This is a genomic window from Phytoactinopolyspora halotolerans, assembly GCF_010550675.1.
Lineage (GTDB): Bacteria > Actinomycetota > Actinomycetes > Jiangellales > Jiangellaceae > Phytoactinopolyspora > Phytoactinopolyspora halotolerans.
In genome coordinates, this window is sequence record NZ_JAAGOA010000011.1 from 174,442 (window position 1) to 191,373 (window position 16,932).

Annotated in this window: 16 protein-coding genes; 3 read left to right on the forward strand and 13 right to left on the reverse strand. The window is 69.6% G+C overall.

Annotation, left to right across the window (positions count from 1 at the left end; translation table 11 throughout):
- Positions 1-5: 5 nt before the first annotated feature.
- From trpS to G1H10_RS16800, 6 genes are all read right to left on the reverse strand, one after another.
- Complete coding sequence (gene trpS, locus G1H10_RS16775; RefSeq protein ID WP_163739823.1) at positions 6-1,067, reverse strand: tryptophan--tRNA ligase; 1,062 nt, start codon at positions 1,065-1,067, stop codon at positions 6-8.
- 262 nt (positions 1,068-1,329) lie between these two features.
- Positions 1,330-1,971, reverse strand: a complete 642-nt coding sequence (locus G1H10_RS16780; protein ID WP_216853352.1) for a DUF2461 domain-containing protein — start codon at positions 1,969-1,971, stop codon at positions 1,330-1,332.
- Between the two features lie 146 nt (positions 1,972-2,117).
- Positions 2,118-2,447, reverse strand: coding sequence for a PIN domain-containing protein (locus G1H10_RS16785; RefSeq protein ID WP_163739825.1), 330 nt, complete (start codon positions 2,445-2,447; stop codon positions 2,118-2,120).
- 7 nt (positions 2,448-2,454) lie between these two features.
- Positions 2,455-2,736: a type II toxin-antitoxin system Phd/YefM family antitoxin gene (locus G1H10_RS16790; protein ID WP_163739827.1), complete on the reverse strand. Its 282-nt coding sequence runs from the start codon at positions 2,734-2,736 to the stop codon at positions 2,455-2,457.
- Positions 2,737-2,767: 31 nt separating this feature from the next.
- Complete coding sequence (locus tag G1H10_RS16795) at positions 2,768-3,616, reverse strand: DUF2182 domain-containing protein (RefSeq protein ID WP_163739829.1); 849 nt, start codon at positions 3,614-3,616, stop codon at positions 2,768-2,770.
- A complete protein-coding gene (locus G1H10_RS16800) occupies positions 3,600-4,250 on the reverse strand; it encodes a DUF1326 domain-containing protein (RefSeq protein WP_163739831.1) in 651 nt (216 codons plus the stop codon). The genes G1H10_RS16795 and G1H10_RS16800 overlap by 17 nt, the downstream gene beginning before the upstream one ends.
- A gap of 240 nt (positions 4,251-4,490) precedes the next feature.
- On the opposite strand from G1H10_RS16800, the gene G1H10_RS16805 reads away from it, so the two are divergent.
- On the forward strand, positions 4,491-5,534 hold the full coding sequence (locus tag G1H10_RS16805; RefSeq protein ID WP_174264424.1) for a threonine aldolase family protein: 1,044 nt from the start codon (positions 4,491-4,493) through the stop codon (positions 5,532-5,534).
- A gap of 63 nt (positions 5,535-5,597) precedes the next feature.
- On the opposite strand, the gene G1H10_RS16810 is transcribed toward G1H10_RS16805, so the two are convergent.
- Positions 5,598-6,524: a LysR family transcriptional regulator gene (locus tag G1H10_RS16810; protein ID WP_163739833.1), complete on the reverse strand. Its 927-nt coding sequence runs from the start codon at positions 6,522-6,524 to the stop codon at positions 5,598-5,600.
- A gap of 70 nt (positions 6,525-6,594) precedes the next feature.
- Here G1H10_RS16810 and G1H10_RS16815 point away from each other — a divergent pair, with 70 nt between their 5' ends.
- Entirely contained in the window at positions 6,595-7,845 is a 1,251-nt protein-coding gene (locus G1H10_RS16815; RefSeq protein WP_163739835.1) for an MFS transporter, read from the forward strand.
- Here the strand turns inward: G1H10_RS16815 and G1H10_RS16820 are convergent.
- From G1H10_RS16820 to G1H10_RS16840, 5 genes are all read right to left on the reverse strand, one after another.
- Positions 7,831-9,822 (reverse strand): vWA domain-containing protein, encoded by a 1,992-nt coding sequence (locus G1H10_RS16820; protein WP_163739837.1) that lies wholly within the window; start codon positions 9,820-9,822, stop codon positions 7,831-7,833. The two genes, G1H10_RS16815 and G1H10_RS16820, sit on opposite strands and share 15 nt — an antisense overlap.
- 13 nt (positions 9,823-9,835) lie before the next feature.
- Positions 9,836-11,233 carry a sigma 54-interacting transcriptional regulator gene (locus G1H10_RS16825; RefSeq protein ID WP_163739839.1) on the reverse strand — a complete coding sequence of 466 codons (1,398 nt, stop codon included), beginning with the start codon at positions 11,231-11,233 and terminating at the stop codon, positions 9,836-9,838.
- 54 nt (positions 11,234-11,287) lie between these two features.
- Positions 11,288-12,355: a 3-deoxy-7-phosphoheptulonate synthase gene (gene aroF, locus G1H10_RS16830; protein WP_163739841.1), complete on the reverse strand. Its 1,068-nt coding sequence runs from the start codon at positions 12,353-12,355 to the stop codon at positions 11,288-11,290.
- Between the two features lie 147 nt (positions 12,356-12,502).
- Positions 12,503-13,384, reverse strand: coding sequence for a deoxyribonuclease IV (locus tag G1H10_RS16835; RefSeq protein ID WP_216853355.1), 882 nt, complete (start codon positions 13,382-13,384; stop codon positions 12,503-12,505).
- Positions 13,385-13,413: 29 nt separating this feature from the next.
- Positions 13,414-15,630: a Stk1 family PASTA domain-containing Ser/Thr kinase gene (locus G1H10_RS16840; RefSeq protein ID WP_216853356.1), complete on the reverse strand. Its 2,217-nt coding sequence runs from the start codon at positions 15,628-15,630 to the stop codon at positions 13,414-13,416.
- A gap of 219 nt (positions 15,631-15,849) precedes the next feature.
- On the opposite strand from G1H10_RS16840, the gene G1H10_RS16845 reads away from it, so the two are divergent.
- Positions 15,850-16,356, forward strand: coding sequence for an SseB family protein (locus tag G1H10_RS16845; protein ID WP_163739844.1), 507 nt, complete (start codon positions 15,850-15,852; stop codon positions 16,354-16,356).
- Positions 16,357-16,406: 50 nt separating this feature from the next.
- Here the strand turns inward: G1H10_RS16845 and G1H10_RS34020 are convergent, their stop codons facing one another.
- Positions 16,407-16,790, reverse strand: a complete 384-nt coding sequence (locus tag G1H10_RS34020) for a DUF1844 domain-containing protein (RefSeq protein ID WP_216853357.1) — start codon at positions 16,788-16,790, stop codon at positions 16,407-16,409.
- Positions 16,791-16,932 lie beyond the last annotated feature (142 nt).

The window sequence follows — 16,932 nt, forward strand, 5'->3', positions numbered from 1 at the left end:
GAGCGTCAATAGCGCATCCCCAGGGCATCCTGGACGTCGTCGAGGGTTCTCCGGGCGATCGTGCCCGCGCGGTCGGCGCCTGTCCGGAGCACGTCTCGCACCAATCCGTCGTCGGCGGCCAGCTCGGAGCGACGGGCGCGCAACGGCCGTAGGTGTTCGTTCACGGCCTCGGTGACGACGGCCTTCAGGGCGACGGCACCGCCCGAGCCCACCTGCTCCGCTACCTGCTCTGCCGAGAAACCGGTGCACATCGCCGCTATGAGCAGCAGATTCGCCACTTCGGGGCGACGGTCCGGTTCGTAGGTGATATGCCGCTCGCTGTCCGTCACAGCACGGCGGATGAGGCGGGCCGTGACGTCCTGGTCGTCCCGCAGGGCGATGCCGTTGCCCCTGCTCTTGCTCATCTTCCGGCCGTCCACGCCGAGCAGCACGGGCGTCTGGGAGAGCAGCCCTTGCGGTGGAGTGAAGAGCTGTCGGCCGCCGCCGAACCGTTCGTTGAAGCGGCGAGCGATGGTTCGTGCCTGCTCGATGTGAGGAAGTTGATCAGCCCCGACAGGTACCAGGTTCGCGTGGCAGAACAGGATGTCCGCCGCCTGATGTACCGGGTAGGTCAGCAGCAGCCCGCTGATCGAGCTGATCCCGGCCGTCGTCGCTTCGTCCTTGACGGTCGGGTTGCGCTGCATCTCCGAGACGCTGGTCAACGCGAGGAACGGCAACAGCAGCTGGTTGAGCGCCGGGACGGTACTGTGCGCGAAGATCGTGGTCCGGTCTGGATCCAGTCCGGCGGCCAGGTAGTCCAGCACCAGCTCGCGGACGTTCACGCCGACCTCGCCCGGGCGGTCACGGTCCGTGATCACCTGGTAGTCGGCGATGACAATGAAGGTCTCCACACCCAGGGCCTGCAGGTGCACCCGGTTGCGCAGGGTGCCGAGGTAGTGGCCCAGATGCAACGGACCGGTGGGCCGATCTCCGGTGAGAACGCGGTACCGCTGGGGATGGGCGGCGACCTCCGTCGTGTCCGCCACGAGCGGGGTGGTCGTCGTGCTGGTCGCGTGCGTCGTGGTCATGGTCTGCTCCGATGTGTGTCGGGGCCGCCGACGGCGGGCAGACCGGTTGTGCACCCGTGGGTGTGAGATACCTGCTGGCCGCCCGGACGGCGGCCAGTGGAATGCGCGTGGTCAGGCCGCCAGTTTCGGCAGCCACCACCAGCAGCGCAAGGTAGGGATCACGTCGTCAAGTATGCCATGTCGTCGGGGAAGCAGGCGGCCCTGTCACGTGCGGTTGTGGACCGTCGGGTGACGGGTGGTGCGGCGGGATGCGTGCGGGCGCTCAGGCGACGTACTCGGCGAGCCAATCGTTGAGCGGCCGCGCGAGGCGCAGGAACTCCACCACCGTGTCCTTGGCGGCCGAAGTGCCGAGCCACGCCTCCGCCGGCCAATGCCGCCACGCGATGATGCCCTTGTGCCGGAGCAGCTCCACGCGTGGATGATCCTTGGCGTAGCCGCGAGGCGCGGTCTTCAGGTACTCGCGGGCGGTGACCTCCACGTCCTGCTTGATCAGCTCGTCGACCAGCGCGCGCAGCTCGTCTCCGGTCTCGTCGTCATCGACGGCGTGCCGGTACCGGGACAGCTGATCGGCATCCATCATGTATATGCCCGAGCCGGCGGCCAATCCGTCGGCGGAGAGCTGGACGTAGCCACCACGGTCCAGCGTGGCGGCGATCGTCGTCTTGTACGGAGACTTGTCCGCGCTGAAGCGGACATCCCGGTTCGGGCGGAAGATCTTGCCCTCGCCGAATTCGGGCTCCAGCTCCGTGAGCAGCTCCACCATCGGTCCACGCACGTCACGGTCGTAGATGTGCTTGTGCGCGGTCCAGTACGTGCGCGAGTTGTCCGCCTCCAGACCCTCGTAGAATTCCAGAGCCTCGGCCGGCCAGCCGTGAAACGCCATGTGATCCACCACCCCTGCCATGTGCAGAGCAGAAGAGAACCCCCTGCGAACGGCAGTCTGCCAGATCGGCCCGACAACCGGCTCAGGCGCTCGGCCGCCGGTGACTGTGCCACCGGGTTCGCCGCATCACTGCGTCGCGCCGGCCGGGCCTGTTCTGCCTCTGCGTCTCAGCTCTGCGCAGGCGTCGGGCGGGGCGGCAGGGCGTGGATGTGTACCAGGTCACCGTACGTCTGAAAGTCATCGGGATTCCTGGTGAACAGCGTGGCATCGTACGCGTGCGCCGACGCCGCGATGAGCAAGTCCATGGCTCGACGGCGTGGAGTACGGTTCAGAGCCTTCGATGCGGCCGCGAGCAGACCATAGCTGGCGGCGACATCCTCTTCGACCCGCAGGACCGTGAAGCCGCGCTGGACATCATTGAGTCTGACGATTCGCCGCATGCGTTCGTCGGCGTCCGGCGCGGAGACGACCACGCTCGTATCGAGCACACCCAGCATGAAAGGGTTACCGCCCCGTGTCCCGCGCGTCCCCGGTGTCCAGGGTGTTCCCGGTGGTCCAGGGATCGATGAGGTCTTCAGGCTGATCGCGCTCCAGCGGTATGAGCGGCGGGCCGCTGAGCGCGTTGAGAACGCGATCCAGCGGTGTCCACGACAGACCGCTGTGCGGCACCAGTTCTGCGGCGGGGCGACCTGCAACGGTCACCGTGACACGCTCGCCTGCCTCGGCGCGACGCACGTATTCGCTCGCTTTCTGGCGGAGCTCGCGCAGCCCGATGGTGGTTGTCATGAACGCATGGTAGCGCCTGTGCTACCGGAGTTCACCGGGTCAAGACGGCGGCGAGCTGCGGCTCGATCGCCACGAGCAATCCGAGCAGTATCAGCGCCGCGCCGGTGATGCCGGTGACGCGCATGCCGAACGGGAGTACCTTCTCGATGAAGACCACAGCCGCGATGAGCAGCACCCAAGCCAGCCCCATCGCGCCTGCCGCGACGAGCACCACCATCAACGCCCAGCAGCACCCGATGCAGTAGGCGGCATGCGCGGTGGCCACCCGCGCCGCACCGCGCAGGCCGGAGCGCCAGCGGGTGGCGAGGAACGGCAGCGGTCCCCGGCACTGCCGCAGGCAGAGGTGCTTGAGCGGGGAGAACTGGTAGGCGCCGGCGCCCGCCAGCACCACCGCTACGCCGTAGGGTGCCAGCCACGCCGCCGCCGCGCCGTCGTCGGCGTTGAGTGCCGCCGAGACCGTGACCGAGCTCGCGTATGCGACCACACCCGTGGCCAGCCAGGCGACGACGTACGTACCGGCGAACACCGACGCCGGTGTGGCGTGCCCGCCGCGTCGTTCAGCCATGTCCGGCGCGACGGCGCTGTACAGCGTGATCATCGGGATGGCGCTCGGCAGCATCATGGCGGTCATCATCACGCCCCAGGAACCGACATATGCCGCTGCTTCTCCGAGCCCCAGGGCCGTGCCGATCATGGGCCCGTCGCTCGTGGTCAAGCCGTCGTCGTGCCCGCTCATCGACGCCGCCTCAGCGAACACCGCGATCCACGCGAAGCCGGCGACCACGACCAGGCCCGCACCGGTGATCAACGACGAGCGACTCACCCGCCAGCGCCGTGGCGGAGCCGCGAGTGCACCGGCATGCCTAGCCGGTGGAGCCATCGCTGCTCCAGTCGAACGAATACAGGTGCGAGTAGGTGTTCTCATGCTGCAGGGTCAGCGGACTGTCCGCGGTCACCTGCCAGTTGACCGAGTTGGCGACCTCGGCCCGTTTGAACTCGAAACCGTTCGGCAGGTCGATGCGGGCGCGGTGTTCGTCACCGGTGACGGGGTTGCGGATGGGCGCCACGGTGGCCGCGATGATGCCCGGAATATCCACTTTCGCGTGCCGAGCGTCGCGATCGATCTCGAGCTCGATCGACGCGACGACGGGCTCGGGGACGTTCGGCGTGACCGACGCGAAGATCTCGAAGAAGGGGTGACCGTGCCGGCCGCTGGTGAGCTGGAGCACCGCATCGCGCTGTGCGTCGGCGCTGGCGGAGTCCAGGATGACCAGACGGGTGCCGCCGCCCTCGTGGACCGCTCCGGGCCAGAAGAACGCCTCGGCGAACCTGACACCGGCCATATCCGTGCTGCCGAAGTGGCCCTCGCTGATCTGCCACACGGTGATCGCCTCACAGTTGCCTTCGGTCGGCAGTGCCGCGAACTGACACGGACACGCCCCGTTGCAGTTGCAACTCCCGACGGATTCCCCCGCGATCCGCCACTGCGTCGTAGTGAGTGTCGCTTCGGTCATGGTGCCTCCTTGCGTGGCTACGCACACACCGCCCCGCCGAAGCCGATGCCGAGCGCGATGCCGATCGCGATCTCGACTCGACGCGACCGGGTGTGCACGGTCCAACGTCTATGTGTCTCGGCAGGGTTGTGCACGCGGGTCAACGCCGATTCAAGGTTCGGTAAAACTCGTCCGCGCGGCGGAGCCCGGCGCATGGTCACGGCTGTGGGACGACGTCGTGTCGGAGATAGAGTGGCGGCCATGTCCTCCGGCGTGATCGATCTTCGCAGTGACACCGTGACCAGACCCACGTCGGCGATGCTGGCAGCGATGGCGGCGGCGGACACCGGTGACGATGTCTACGGCGAGGACCCGACCGTCAACGCACTGGAGGAGCGGGTCGCCGACCTGTTGGGGCACCAGGCAGGGCTGTTCACCGTCACCGGTTCGCTGGCCAACGTCCTCGGTGTCGGCGCCTGGGTGCGGCCGGGGCAGGAACTGCTGTGCGAGGCGCGGGCACACGTGGCCCGAGCCGAGCTCGGCGCCCATGCCGCTGTGCGTGGAGTGACCACACGCACCTGGTGGGACGTGCGCGGCCGGGTCGACCTGGAGGCGATCCGCTGGATGATGGCCCCGGACGCCGGGCCGTACCTGGTGTCCACGGCGGCGATCACGGTCGAGAACACGCACAACTTCGCCGGCGGCACGGTACAACCGTGGGAAGACCTCCAGGCGCTGCGCACAGCTGTCGACGGCACCGGGATCCGGCTGCACATGGACGGCGCACGAATCTGGAACGCGCAGGCCGCGACCGGAGTCGACGTCGCGGACTATGCCACATTCTTCGATTCGGTGTCCGTCTGCCTGTCCAAAGGACTCGGTGCGCCGGTGGGATCGGTGCTGGTCGGACCGGCCGACGCGATCGCCGAGGCGCGTGTCTGGCGTAAGCGGCTGGGCGGCGGCTGGCGGCAAGCGGGTGTGCTCGCCGCGGCCGGTCTGTACGCGCTTGGCCACCACGTCGAGCGGCTGGCGGAGGATCATGTCAACGCCCGGACGATCGCCGACCTGATCGCAGCGGCGGACGCTTCGGTGGTGGATCCTGACGCCGTCGAGACCAACATCGTGCTGCTCGACGTGGGGGACCGGGCGGAACGTTTCGTGGCGGAGGCGCGCGCTGCGGGGGTGCTGACCGGCGTCGTCGGGCCCGGCGTCGTCCGCCTCATCACCCATCTCGACGTGTCGGCCGCCGACGCCCGCAAAGCCGGCGAGATCCTCGCCACCATCCTCCACGCCCGACCTAAATGATCATGTGAAGTAGGTTTTCTCGTGCACCCCCATGTCTGCAGGCCTGTTACGGCACGAGAAAACCTACTTCACATGATCATTTAGGGTGCGGACATGGTTGCGGAAGGCGTGGACGGCGGGGGTTGACCACTGGTCGCGGGGCCAGGTGAGTCCGATGGTGCGGGTGACCTTCGGGGTCAGCGGCACCTCGGCGACGCCCGCGGGCGTGCCCGGGTCGAAGTGCGGGAGCAGTGCGACGCCCAGACCGGCGGCGACCAGTCCGCGAACGGTGTCGGACTCCTGTCCTTCGAACGCGATCCGCGGCGTGAATCCGGCGTCCGCACACATCCCATCCATGATCTGCCGAAGGCCATAGCCCGGCTCCAACGTGACGAACTCCTCCTCGGCCAGCTCGGCGAACCGCACCCGGCGCCGCGCCGCGAGCGGATGTGTGTCCGGCACCGAGAGCAGCAGTTCCTGCTCGGTGACCGGGAAACCGGTCAGCCGGGGATCCTCGGCCGGTAACGGCGCCAGCAGAGCCAGATCGACCTCGCCGGCTCGCAACTGGTCGAGCATCTGCTGCCGTGAGCCCTGCACCAGGGTGAAGCGTACGCCGGGATACGAGCGCCGGAAGTCGCGCAGCAGCCGCGGCACCAGGGACCTGCCCAGCAGGTGGAGGAAGCCGAGGACGACGTGACCGGTCTCCGGTGCGACCTCCTCCCGTGCCTGCCGTGCGCCGGCCTGGATCACGGCCAGCGCCTCCGCGGCCGCCTCGGTGAGGATGGTTCCCGCGCGGGTGAGCCGCACGCCGCGGCCTGAAGGTTCGATCAGCGCCGCGCCCAGGGCCGTGCTCGCCGCGGCCAACCGGCGGCTGACGGTCGGCTGTGGCACCTGAAGTGCCTCCGCGGTTCGGGTGATGTTGTGCGTCTCTCTCAGAGCGGCGAGCAGCACGATTCCCGGTGCGATCTTCTCGACCAGCTGCTGGTCAAGGGCGTCGGGCCGAATAGGCATACTTCAGTGTATGGAATAGTGCTGTTTCATGTATTAGACGTATGAGTCGAGGCTCCGTAGCGTCCAAGCTATGGCTTCAGCGACGTCGGCACAGACCCGGTCCGCGAGCGGGCGCATCACGCTCGGCGTCGCCGCCGCCGGCACCTCGTCGTTCGCGCTGCTGTACGCGCCCCAACCGGTACTCGCGCAGCTCGCGGCGGAGTACCGGCTTGATCCGGCGACCGCGTCGCTCGCCGTCAGCGTCGCGACCGGTGCGCTGGCGCTCGCCGTACTGCCGATCGCACTTCTGTCCGAGACGGTCGGCCGGCACCGCACCATCGTCATCTCGCTGCTCGCTTCACTGGTGACCAGCATGGTGCAGCCGCTGGCGCCGACATATGCCGTGCTGCTCGTGCTGCGCGCCGTGCAGGGCGCGGCCATCGCCGGGGTGGCCGGTGTCGGGGCCGCGTACCTGGTGGAGCGGCTCGGACGGTCCGGCGTCGCGGTCGCCGTGGGCGCGATGATCGCCGGAAACACGATCGGCGGAATGCTGGGCCGGCTCTCCGTCGGGTTCAGCGCGGACCTGCTGGGCTGGAGAGGCGCGTTCGGCGTCGTCGCCGGTGTCGCGGCGGGATGCACGGCGCTGAGTCTGGCATCACTTCCGCGGCCGACGACGGAGGGCCGCACGCCGATGTCGCAGCGTGGTGAGCCGGCGTCGGGTCCGCGCCGCCCACACCCACGGTCGCACCTGCTGCGCGCTCTCGGGACTGCCCTGCGCACGCCGGTGTTGCTGCTCCAGTATGCGGTGGCGTTCGTCGGCATGGGGGCGTTCGTCGCGATGTACAACACGATCGGGTTCCGGCTGATCGAGCAGCCGTTCGCGCTGTCCGCCGCCGCGGTGTCGCTGCTCTTCCTCTGCTACGCGCTGGGTGCGGCATCGTCGGTGACGGCCGGCATGCTGGTCGGGCGGGTCGGCCGGCGGCCGGCGTTGGCAGGCGCGTTGCTGACCATGGCCGGCGGCGCGGCGCTCACGCTTCCCGACGCGCTGGCCTGCGTCGTGGCCGGATTCGCGCTGCTGACGGTGGGGTTCTTCGCGGCGCACTCGGTGGCCAACGGCTGGGCCGCCGCAGCCGCCCCGGAACGTGCGCGGGGACAGGTCTCGGGTGTGTACACCACCTCGTACTACCTGGGCAGCAGCGTGCTCGGCACAGCCGGGAGCGCCGTCTTCGCGCACGGGGGATGGGGCTGGCTGATCAGTGCGGTCATCGTCGTCGTCGCCGGCCTCGGTACTGTAGTGGCGGCCGTGGCGGTCGTGGCTGCGCGGTCCTCAGCGCGACCGTGACCGGGTATGCAGGTAATCGCCGACGACGGCGGCCCCCAGCCCGTCCAGGTCCGGCACCACCACACGGCCGCCGCAGCGCCGGGCCAGCAGATCGACGAAGGCCGCCAGGCCGGGATCGTCCCCGAGCCGGAACACCGTCAGCGACGCCCCGATGCCGGCGAGCCGATCGACCTCGGACACGGTCCGTTGCAAGGTCCGCGCGGAGGGCGGGTAGCTGAATTCCGCGTCGCCATCCGGCTCCAGGTGCGCGGTCGGTTCGCCGTCGGTGACCATGAGGACGACGGGCGTGGCGTCCGGGTGGCGGCGCAGATGACGGCCCGCCAACAGCAACGCGTGGTGGGCGTTGGTGCCCTGCTCCCACGCCCCGTCCAGCCCGACCAGCTCGTCGATCTCCACCGACGCGGCGAGCCGGCCGAACGTGATGAGCTGTAGCGCATCGCCGCGAAACCGGGTGGAGATGAGCTGGTGCAGGGCGAGCGCGGTCCGCTTCATCGGTAACCAGCGTCCCTCTTGAACCATCGACCACGACGTGTCCACGCACAGTGCCACCGCGGCCCGGGATCGATGCTCGGTCTCGACCACCTCGACGTCGTCCACGTCGAGCCGTACCGGTCCGGATTCCGCGGACGAGGCGGACTCCGCGGACTTCGCAGAGGACGCGTGCCGCAGCACGGCATTGTGCACCGTGCGGGGCACGTCCCATGGCCGGGAATCGCCGAACTGCCAGGGCACACTGGCGCCGGTCGGCTCTCCGGCGGCGCCGGCCGATTCGGTCCGTCGCTGACCGGTGCGCCCACGCAGCGCGCGGACCACCTCCGCCAGCGCTGTCTCGCCGAGGCGGCGCATCGCCTTCGGCGACAGCCGCAGCGAGCCGTCGGGCGCCCGTTCCAGGATCCCCTGGCGACGGAGTTCGCGTTCCAGCTCCGCGAGCCTGCGGGCGTCCACCACGGAGTCGTCCCCGAGCTGCCGTGCGAGGGCCTCCAGGTCGATGTCCTCCAGGCTGGAGCCCGGATAGGCCTGTCCCAGCTGCTCGGCCAGTTCATCCAACTCGGCGAGATCCGTCATGGCCTGCGCCCCGTCCGCGAATCCGAGCGGTTCGTCTCCGCTGAACTCGCCTGATGAGGTCCAGTCCGCGTCCGGTCGCAGCGCCTGCAACTGCGCGTCCAGGGCGGCGAGCTGCTGTGCCAGCCGCGGATCGCCGAACGCCTGCTGGGAGAGTTCGGCCAGCTCCGCACGCTGCTCGGCCGTCATCGAGTTCAACGCCCGTTGCGCGGCGGCGGCCCGCGCGGCGAGCGTGTCGATCAGCTCGTCGACGTCGCGCGGGTTCTCCGGGAAGAACTCCCCGTGCCGGCGCATGAACTCGTCGAACCGCTCGTCGATGTCGTCCGCGCCTTGGGCGTGGGCACTGAACAGCTCGTTGAGGTCGGTGAGCATGGTCCGCACCCGCTCGGCGTCCTCATCCGAGACGTTGCGCAGGGCGTCCTTCATGCCCTCGAACCGCGAACCCATCAGCTCGCGGCCGAGCAGTTCCTGGATCTGGCGGTAGTTCTCTCGTGCCTGCTCGGAACGCCATCGGTACTCGGCGAGCTGCCGCACGGCCGCCGCGGTCCCGGCGGGCAGCGCGTCCAGTTCGGCCTCCTGCAGTCGGGCGTCGTCGGACGGGTCGGGGAACAGCGCCCGGCGTTCCGCCTCGATCGCCTCGTCGAGCAGCCGCCGCGCCTCCTGGAGTGTCCCGTCCAACCGGTGCCGGCGCAGGATCTCCGCACGACGCTTCCACAACCGCCGGGTCAGCTCGTCCAAGCCGTGGGTGTCGCGGGTGCCACGGCGGAGCAGCTCGTCAAGGGCGGATCGGGGCGAATAGCCCTCCATCACGTCGCGGCCGATGGCATCGACCGCATCTCGCAGATCCACCGGCGGCGCGAGGGGGTCCGGACCGCCGTGCCAGCGCCGGTACAGGTACCGTCCGGGGTCGCTCATGGTCTGTACACCGTCATCGTCCATACACCGCGGTGTCGTCGTCGGAGTCCTTGGCGAGTCGCCGCGCCAGGTACAGCGACTCCAAGGCGAGCTCGACGGCGGCGGCCAGCCGGCCCGGGGGATCGCCGGGACCGGCACCGACTCGTTGCGCCACGTCGTGCAGGACGGGCAACTCGGGCAGATCGGCGAGCAGCGCACCGGCCGGAACCCCGGCACCGGTGGTCACCATGTGACCGTCGGCCACCGCTTGGGCGAGCGGCTCCAGGTCCAGCCCGGCGAACCGGCGCCGCGCGGTGTCGGCGACGGCCAGCCGCAGCATGTGCACAAGCTGTTCGGTCTCCCGCCCCTCCTCGGCGGGTTCGAACTCGACCTTGCCACGCAGCACGTCGGGCACCGTCTCCAGGTCGATGGGACGCGCCACGGCTGGGCTCTCACCGGTGAGCGCGGAACGACGTAGCGCCGCGGCCGCGACCGTCTCCGCGGCCGCGACGGCGAACCGCGCCGAAACGCCCGAGCGGTGGTCGACCGCCGAGGACTCCCGCAAGCGGCGGACGAACGACGCGAGCACCTCCAGCAGCGGTTCGCCGACCTCGGCGACGAGCCGTGCCTCCTGGCGTACCAGATCCACCTCGGCGGAGACATCCAGCGGATAGTGTGTGCGGACCTCGGCACCGAACCGGTCTTTGAGCGGTGTGATGATCCGGCCCCGGTTGGTGTAGTCCTCCGGGTTTGCGGTGGCCACGACCAGCACGTCGAGCGGCAGCCGCAGCGTGTACCCGCGGATCTGGATGTCGCGTTCCTCCATGACGTTGAGCAGCGCCACCTGGATCCGTTCGGCCAGATCCGGAAGCTCGTTGACGGCGACGATGCCCCGGTGCGCCCGAGGAACGAGGCCGAAATGGATGGTCTCGGGGTCGGCCAGGCTGCGGCCCTCGGCGACCTTCACCGGATCGACGTCTCCCACCAGGTCACCGACCGACGTGTCGGGCGTGGCGAGCTTCTCCGAGTAGCGCTCGTCCCGATGGACCCAGCCCACCGGAAGCTCATCGCCCAGCTCCGCGGCCCGCCGGATGGACGCCGGCGTGATCGGCTGCAGCGGATGTTCGTGGAGTTCGGCCCCGGCGATGACGGGCGTCCACTCGTCCAGCAACCCGACGATGGTGCGCAGCAGGCGCGTCTTGCCCTGGCCACGCTCGCCCAGCAGCACGACGTCGTGCGAAGCGAGCAGCGCACGTTCGAGCTGCGGGAGCACCGTGGTGGAGAAGCCGACGATCCCGGGCCACGGATCGCGGCCCTCGCGCAGGGCGCTGATCAGGTTGTCATGGATCTCGGTCTTCACGCTGCGCGGCGGATATCCGGCGGCGCGAAGCTCGCCCACGGTCCGCGGCCTCCGCGGTTCACTTCCAGTCACCCTGTCGAACCTACTGCCGGTACGGGCCGATCGAGAAACCCGGCCGGTCTCGGATCACCGTGGTTCGGGTACCAGAACCGACGTCACGTCGGCGGTGTCACGGTCCAGCAGCGGCGCCAGGCGGCGGATGGCCGAGGCGAGCACGCGGACGTCGGCCCCGGCCAGCGCCTGTGGCCCGTCGCACAATGCGGATTCCGGATCGGGATGCACGTCGATGAGCACACCGTCCGAGCCCACGGCGATCACGGCCCGCGCCAACGGCAGCACCAGGTCGCGACGGCCGCTGGCATGCGTCGGATCGACAACCACCGGAAGGTGTGACAGCCGCTGGACCGTGGGCACGGCCGAGATGTCCAAGGTGGCCGGCGTCGTCGGTTCGAAGGTGCGGATCCCGCGTTCGCACAGCACGATGTTGAGGTTCCCGCGCTGTGCGATGTACTCGGCCGCCATCAGCCACTCTTCGATCGTGGCTTGGATTCCTCGCTTCAGCAGTACGGGTTTACCGGACTGCGCCACCGCGTCGAGCAAGGCGAAGTTCTGCATGTTGCGTGCGCCGACCTGCAGCATGTCCGCCTGCTCGGCGACCGCCTCGACATCGCGAGCGTCGGCGGCCTCGGTCACCACCGGCAGACCGGTCGCCGCTCCCGCCTCGGCCAGCATGTGCAGGCCGGACCGGCCGAGCCCTCGGAAGGTCTCCGCCGACGACCACGGGCGGAAGGTGCCGCCGCGCAGCAACGTGGCACCGGCCGCCTTCGCCAGCTCGGCGGTCTCCAGGATCTGATCCAACGATTCGACGGCGCACGGACCGGCGATGAGGGTGAAGTACTCGGGACCTATCCGCACCTCTGGTCGTCCGCCGGATCCACCGACGACCACCGTGCTGCGACTCGGGAAATGATGGCGGCTCACCAGTTTGTAGGGCGTCGATACGCGTATCACCTCGGCTACTCCGGCCATTCGACGCAGGTTGAGCGCGCGGAACTGTTCCACGTCACCGACCAACCCGATGATCGTGCGACTGACGCCACGACTGACGAACGCTTCGCCGCCGGCTTGACGGACGCGTGCGATGACGGCCTCGACCTGCGCTTCGGTTGCGCCGGGTGCCATCACGACCACCATGGCCGCCTCCTTCCGCCGCAGACGACGTTAGGTCAGATCGGCGCGAAACCGAGTGCCAGGTCCGGTCAGTAAGACGATTGGTTACAGTCCGGTCACTGTTGGCGTCAAGTCCGCGACAGCGGGAACTCGAAGTGCAATCGCAGGAGGTCACGGACGTGCAACGGGCAGATCGCGAGCCGGCTGTCGCAACCCGTCCAGCAACGCGATGTCCGCCGCGTACGCGTCCGGCCCGCCGGGCGTCTCCAGCACGACCGGAAGCCCGGCCACCTCGGGATGGTCGAGTAGTTCGCCGAACGGCTCCGCCCCGATGCGGCCGCTGCCGATGCGCTGATGCCGATCCCGGAAGGAACCGCACACGTCCATCGAATCGTTGGCATGTACGGCGGCGAGCCGGCCCGGTCCCGCCACGCGCACCAGCTCGTCCAGCGCCGCCGCCATGCCACCCGGGGTGGCCAGATCGTGTCCGGCGGCGAAGATGTGGCAGGTATCGAAACAGATCCGCGCCCTCGGGTGCCGGTCCAGCACGTCCAGGTACTCGGCGAGGTCGTCGATGGTCGCACAGAGCGACTGCCCCTGGCCGGCCGTGGGCTCGAGCAGCAGCGCCGGACCGTCGTCGACGCCGTCGAGGATCGGAAACAGCGCCTCACGCACCTGCTTCAGCGCGGCATCGCGGTTGCTCTCGGCCACACAGGAGCCGGTGTGTACGACGACGCCGGCGGCGCCTACGTCTCGCCCGCGCCGCATGGCATGGGTCAGACTGGCGACCGAACGTTCGTACGTCTGCGTCGTGGGGGAGCCGAGGTTGATCAAGTAAGCCGAGTGCACCAGCACCGGCATCTCCAGCTCCTCGGCGGCACCGCGGAACGATGCGCTCACCGCGGGATCGCCCTCGGTGACCGCCCATCCGCGTGGGTTTCCGAGGAAGACCTGGACACTGTCCGCGCCGAGCGCCTTCGCTCGCGCGGGCACGGTCGCCAGCTTGCCGGCCGCGGGCAAGTGGGTGCCGATGAGAGCGCGAGGGGATGTCACGGCTCCGATTGTGACACGTGCGCCGCGCGTCAGAGCACGTACAGGGTGACCGTCGAACCTTCCGGAAGCGTGCCGCCGCGGGGATCCTGCTCCACCACCCACCGGTCCCGGTCACGACGTCCGCCGCCGGGGAAGGTCTCCTCCACGTCCACCTTCAGGCCGGCCTTCTTCAGCATGCGTTCGGCCTCCTTGAGCCGCTCGCCGACCACCTGGGGGACCTCCACCTCGACGACCTCCGGGCCCTTCGACACCACGAGCGAGATTTCGTCTCCGGCGAAACCCTCACCGTCCCGCGGCTCCTGCGAGATCACGGTGCCGGCGGGAGCGTCGTCGGAGAACTGCTCGGTGGAGTCGACCGCGAATCCGGCGTCCTTCAGTGCCTGGACGGCCTCGTCCGCGGGCCGGCCGGTGTAGTCGTCGATCTCGATGGGCTTCGGGCCGCGGCTGATCACCACGTCGATGACCGTCTCGCGGCGGACCTCCTCGCCGGGTTCGAGGTTCTGCGAGATGGCCGTGCCCTTGTCGACATCGGCGCTGTACTCCTCGGAGTACTCGGCCTGCAGGCTGCGGTCCGTCAGCATCTCGTCGATCTGCTCGCGGGTCATCCCGCTCAGATCGGGCACCTCGTAGCGTTCCGGCCCTTGGGAGATGGTCAGCGAGATGGTGCCGCCACGCAGGATCTGCTCGCCGGGAGCAGGATCGGTCTGCAGCACCAGGCCGGCCTCGACCCGCTCCGAGAAGGCCTCGCCGTTTGTCTCGACGCTCAGACCCGCCTCCTCCGCGGCCTGGGCCGCGGCCTCCGGTTCCAGGTTGAGCAGCGACGGTGTGGACGTCCACCGTCCGGCGCCGAACCACCAGGCGGCGACGGTGACGGCGGCGGCCAGCAGCAGCACGAGCAGGAACATGATCGGACCGCGCCACCGGCGTCGGCGGTTCCGGGTCTGCGACCGGCGCTGCGCACGCCCCGGTTCGTCCTCGTCGGCTTCGCGCTGTTGGGTCTGGCCACCGGCGTAACCTGTGCCGGCGTACCCCGTGCCGGCCTCGGGTGGCCGGGGATCGATCACCCGGGTGCGATTCGCGCCGGGCGCGGCGGTCGGCTGCGCAGGCGGGGGCGGGGGAGGCCCTTCGTGGTAGAAGGCGTTGGCCACGTCGATCGCACCGCTGTCGGCGTCCTCGCCGGGCCGCTGTGAGCCGGGGCTGAGCAGGGTGTCGTCGTCGGCGGAATCGTGCGCGGCCGCGCCGTCGCCGGTGTCGTAGTAGAAGGCGTCCGCCACGGCGAACGGGTTCGATCCTTCGCCGTCGACGGAGCCGTCCGATGGTTCGGTGGTGATCGGCCGCGAGCGCAGCGGCGTGATCGCGGACGTGTGCGCGATCGTCTCGTCGCCGCCGCTATCGCCGCTGGCCAGCGCGGCACGGGCGAGCCGCACCGCGGCCAGGAACGAGCCCGCGTCGGCGTATCGACGTGCCGGATCGCGAGAGGTCGCGCGTGCGACGAGCTCATCGACGGCCCGCGGGACCGGTGCCGTTTCCGACGGCGGCGGGACGTCTTCGTCGATGTGTGCACGGACGACGACGAAGTCTGTGGGGCCGGTGTGCGGCGGCTGGCCGGTCAGCATCTCGTAGAGCACGATTCCGGCGGCGTACACGTCCGAGCGCGGGGTGGCGCGTTCGCCGAGCGCCTGTTCCGGCGAGATGTAGCTGACGGTGCCGAGCAGCAGCCCTCGGGTGGTCGTGTTGGACGGGCCGCGGACCGGCCTGGCCAGTCCGAAATCGGCCACCTTGACGCGGCCCTCGTTGCTGATGAGGACGTTCTCCGGCTTGACGTCCCGGTGCACGATTCCCGCCTGGTGCGCGGCTCGCAGCGCCGAGAGCACGGGCTCGATGACGTCGAGGCTCAGCTCCGGATCGAGGCGGCCCCGGTCGTTGAGTACGGCACGAAGCGTGCGGCCCTGGACGAACTCCATCGCCAGGAAGACGGCGCCCTGGTCTTCGCCCTGATCGAAAACGCTGACGATGCTGGGGTCGGAGAGCCGGGCGGCGGACCTGGCCTCGGCGATGAACCGGTCGACGAATGTGTCGTCCGCGGCCAGCTCCGCATGCATCACTTTCAGCGCGACGGTGCGGTCGAGGCGAGTGTCGGTTGCCTGGTAGACCGTGGCCATTCCACCGCGCGCGAGCAGCGAGTCGACGCGGTAGCGGCCGTCCAGGAGGCGGCCGGCCGGGGCGTCGGAGACGGAGAGGTCCACAGATAGGCAGTGTACGGTTTCGGCTGACACACTGGCAGCCCGACACGGTCTGCGCATAATGGAATACGGGCCGGTCGGTCGGACAGCGGGCCTGCGTATGACGGTCGGCGGCCTGCTCGGCGACGCTGTGGCGAAGCCGGATCTCGGACCAGGGTCTGGCATCGTCACGCAGAGCGAGCTAATCTCACCGCCCGTGATGTCATCAAGCGGAGGGCTGTCATGCCTGTGGGTAACACGTTGGCGTACGCGTCGTTCGGTGAGGACGACGGGTCGGTAGATCCGAGCGTGGCCGCAGCGCTGGCTGCGTACGAGCAGGGCGAGGGTGGCCCGGCGGACGTGCTGGCGGCCTTGGCCGGGGGACGCGTGCTGGTCCCGGTCGTCGCCGTCCCGGACTCGGCACACGCGCGGTCCGGCGAAGAGAACGGTGACGAGGCGGAGCGCGCGGCCGCACACGGATCGACCGAAATGGCGGTAGCCAGCACGATCGGTCGCGACGGTCGCCGTGGCCTGCTCGCGTTCACCTGTGTGGAAAGCCTGCGACGGTGGAACCCGCAGGCGCGGCCCGTGCCGGTCTCGACCCGGGCCGCGGCGGAGTCGGCGCTGGCGGACGGCGCCGACGCGCTGGTGATCGATATCGCCGGTCCGGTCCTCTTCTCCGTGGACGCGGAGGGCCTGCGGGCGCTGGCGTCCGGTTACCGTCCCGTGGTGACGTGGGGAGCGAGCTAGGGGACCCGCCCCCGATGTCGTGGCGACCCAGGCACCCTCAGGTGACGTATTCAGCGGTGGACGGGGCCGGTGAATTTCTCGCCGGGGCCGTCGCCGGGAGCGTCCGGGATCGGTGAGGCCTCCCGGAAGGCGAGCTGAAGGCTCTTCAGCCCGTCCCGCAGCGGCGCGGCATGGTGGTGTCCGAGGTGCGGCGTCCCAGCGGTCAGCAGGCCGGCCAACGAATCGATCAGGCTGCGCGCCTCATCCAGGTCGCGGTGGTCCGGAAGGTCCTCGGACAGGCCGAGGTGGACCGCGGCGGCGCTCATCAGGTGGACCGCTGTGGTGGAGATGAGCTCCACGGCCGGAACGTCGGCGATGTCGCGGCTCTGCTGCTGGCCAGAGGCGGGGGAGAGGTCCGGACGGGGAATATCGTCGGAGTGGGAACTGTTCGTCACTCGTGGTAGCCTGTCACACTGACCGATCCGCTTGAGACGGCTGTCCGCAGCCGGACTCAGGTGGAACGCAAGCGGAGACCCTCCCACCCGAACGGCCGCCCTAGGTCGTCGGGTCCAGGTCGGAGCATCGTAGATGCTCATG

What these genes read in the sequence shown, in the direction of transcription:
- G1H10_RS16805 (WP_174264424.1), top strand. Translation starts at nt 4,491, where the DNA reads ATGTCCTCCGGCGTGATCGATCTTCGCAGTGACACCGTGACCAGACCC.
- G1H10_RS16815 (WP_163739835.1), top strand. Translation starts at nt 6,595, where the DNA reads ATGGCTTCAGCGACGTCGGCACAGACCCGGTCCGCGAGCGGGCGCATC.
- aroF (WP_163739841.1), bottom strand. Translation starts at nt 12,355, where the DNA reads ATGGTGGTCGTGATGGCACCCGGCGCAACCGAAGCGCAGGTCGAGGCC.
- G1H10_RS16820 (WP_163739837.1), bottom strand. Translation starts at nt 9,822, where the DNA reads ATGAGCGACCCCGGACGGTACCTGTACCGGCGCTGGCACGGCGGTCCG.
- G1H10_RS16790 (WP_163739827.1), bottom strand. Translation starts at nt 2,736, where the DNA reads ATGACAACCACCATCGGGCTGCGCGAGCTCCGCCAGAAAGCGAGCGAA.
- G1H10_RS16800 (WP_163739831.1), bottom strand. Translation starts at nt 4,250, where the DNA reads ATGACCGAAGCGACACTCACTACGACGCAGTGGCGGATCGCGGGGGAA.
- G1H10_RS16845 (WP_163739844.1), top strand. Translation starts at nt 15,850, where the DNA reads ATGCCTGTGGGTAACACGTTGGCGTACGCGTCGTTCGGTGAGGACGAC.
- G1H10_RS16780 (WP_216853352.1), bottom strand. Translation starts at nt 1,971, where the DNA reads ATGGCAGGGGTGGTGGATCACATGGCGTTTCACGGCTGGCCGGCCGAG.
- G1H10_RS16785 (WP_163739825.1), bottom strand. Translation starts at nt 2,447, where the DNA reads ATGCTGGGTGTGCTCGATACGAGCGTGGTCGTCTCCGCGCCGGACGCC.
- G1H10_RS16795 (WP_163739829.1), bottom strand. Translation starts at nt 3,616, where the DNA reads ATGGCTCCACCGGCTAGGCATGCCGGTGCACTCGCGGCTCCGCCACGG.
- trpS (WP_163739823.1), bottom strand. Translation starts at nt 1,067, where the DNA reads ATGACCACGACGCACGCGACCAGCACGACGACCACCCCGCTCGTGGCG.
- G1H10_RS16810 (WP_163739833.1), bottom strand. Translation starts at nt 6,524, where the DNA reads ATGCCTATTCGGCCCGACGCCCTTGACCAGCAGCTGGTCGAGAAGATC.